The following is a 2,286-nucleotide window of genomic DNA, read 5'->3' as shown; positions in this document are numbered from 1 at the left end:
CACACTCACCCCTTTTGCTGCTGTCGAGTCAAAGCCGGCGGCTATTTTTTAAAGCAAGATCAAAAGATCGCAGCCTCGTTGCACTCGACAGCTCCTACAGGGTTGGCGGTGGGTCAGTCCTGGCTGTAGCGTTTGCGATAGGCGCCGGGGGATACGCCAAAGCGCGATTTGAACGCCGATGAGAAGTAGCTGGAATCAGAGAATCCCCAGGCATAACACAGCGCCGAGAGCTTCTGCTCAACGTGCGAATGGCGCAGGTTTTCCGCGCAGAAATCCAGGCGTCGGTGCTTGATGTATTGCGCCACCACCAGGCCGCGCTTGGAGAACATCCGGTACAAGCCACGCACCGAAATCCCCACCTCGCGAGCGATCAGCTCCGGGCACAGTTCTTCGGCACTGAGGTGTTCGTCGATGTAGGCGATGATTTTGCGAAACTGCCGCTCATGGGCATCCCCGCCGCTGTCGCGAGCACTGATCCCCGGCAACAGCAGACTGACCAGCGCATCGAGGACCGCTTCGCTTTCCTGCATGTCCAGGCCTTGGTGTTGTCGGGTATCCAGCACCAGTTTATTGGCCATCGTCGCCAGTGGCGTATTGGCCGCGATGCGCGTGGCGCAGTTGACGGCATTGAAGTGCGAACCGCGCTCGACCACCTGGCGCGGCAGGATCAGCGACAACTGCCGGGAATCTTCGTTGTAGGTCATGTCGCTCGGGTGGCAGGCATCGATCAGGGCAATGTCGCCGGTGCCGAGTTGAGCGCGATTGCCAGCCTGTTCCAGCTGCGAGCTGCCGCGCATCTGGAACACCGCGTAATAGTGGCCGTCGCTGCTGATACTGACGTCCTTGCTGGTCCGATACAGGTGCACGTGCGCCATGTCGACGACACTGAGATTGATCGCGCCACTGCGAAACTCCGCCAGCTCACCGTAGAAATCCGTGTCCAGCGCGCGCGCATCGAAACGCCCACAGGCCTGGTTGACCTGGCTCAACCAGTGTTCGAACGCCTCGTTGCGAACCGCCGAAGAAGTCATCATCACTGCAAAGCCTCACGCATATTTTATTGTTATTTTTCGACCGCTTCGTCGAGCGGTTCGGCCAATGTTGCGTTCCTGGCTGTCTCCTCCTTCGACGGCCGCCGGAGCGCCATTCAACAGGCTCCGGCGTTGGCTTGCCAGTGTTCCTTGCCGTTAAATGTCCAATACCAGACGAGCGGAAACGGCGCGGGAAACGCAGGCGCAAATCTGTTTGTTGGCCGCCTTCTCCTTGTTCGACAAACAGTTGTCGCGGTGCTCCGGTACACCGTCCAGCACCTCAACGATGCAGGTGCCGCAGATGCCCTCGCGGCACTCGGTGTCGATGTCACAGCCATGGGCCTGCAAGACGTCGACCAGGCTGGAGTTGGCCGGCACCTGAAGCACCACGCCGGAGCTGGCCAGTTCCACTTCGAAACTGCCACTCGGCGCGGTATTCGCGGCGGGATCGGCCTGGAAGTGTTCAAGGTGAATAAAATCGTCAGAACGGCTGCGCGAAGCCACTTCCACCACTTTGTTCATGAACGGTGCAGGCCCGCAGGTGTAGACATGCGCGGCGCTGCCCGCCTGGCTCAGGCATTGACTCAACACGGCATCCATATCACCCGGCTCAACGCCGTAGTGGAACTGCACATGCTCGGCAAACGTACTCGCCAGCAGCGCGGAAAAGGCCGCGTACTCGGCCGAGCGGGCGAAATAATGCAGGCGCCACGGCTGGCCGTTTTCCGTCAGCCGATAGGCCATGCTCAGCAGCGGCGTGACGCCGATGCCGGCGGCGCACAGCACGTGTTCGGTGGCCGTCGGGTCAAGGCGGAACAGGTTGCGCGGCGCGCCCATTTCCAGCTCCATGCCCTCTTGCACCTGCTCATGCAGCGCCACCGAGCCGCCGCGCGACTGCGCTTCTTTCTTCACCGCCACCAGATACGCGCGGCGGTCCTGCGGTGGGCTGCACAGCGAATACTGGCGGGTCACCCCGGTCGGCCCGGTCAGGTCGACGTGGGCACCCGGTTCATAGGTGTCGAGCGGCTGGCCGTCACTGCGCACGAGGCGAAAGGAGCGGATATCCAGCGCTTCGTCGACGATCCTTTCGATCTTCACCTTCATCATTGCATCACCTGAATACTGTTATTTCGATTAAACATACGGCGCGTCCTCCTCCCTGTAGGAGCTGTCGAGTGCAACGAGGCTGCGATCTTTTAAAGCAAGATCAAAAGATCGCAGCCTCGTTGCACTCGACAGCAACAACACGGGCCAT

At 60.5% G+C, this 2,286-nt stretch carries 2 protein-coding genes; both read right to left on the bottom strand.

Features of this window, described 5'->3' with window-relative positions; genetic code table 11:
* Positions 1-113: 113 nt before the first annotated feature.
* A complete protein-coding gene (gene feaR / locus ACIPL2_RS16230) occupies positions 114-1,034 on the bottom strand; it encodes a transcriptional regulator FeaR (RefSeq protein WP_401357864.1) in 921 nt (306 codons plus the stop codon).
* 153 nt (positions 1,035-1,187) lie between these two features.
* Positions 1,188-2,138, bottom strand: coding sequence for a PDR/VanB family oxidoreductase (locus tag ACIPL2_RS16225; protein WP_401357862.1), 951 nt, complete (start codon positions 2,136-2,138; stop codon positions 1,188-1,190).
* Positions 2,139-2,286 lie beyond the last annotated feature (148 nt).

Source organism: Pseudomonas sp. NPDC086251 (assembly GCF_044746405.1).
GTDB lineage: Bacteria > Pseudomonadota > Gammaproteobacteria > Pseudomonadales > Pseudomonadaceae > Aquipseudomonas.
The sequence above is the reverse complement of the archived record's forward strand: the minus strand, read 5'-3'. Positions and strand labels throughout refer to the sequence as shown.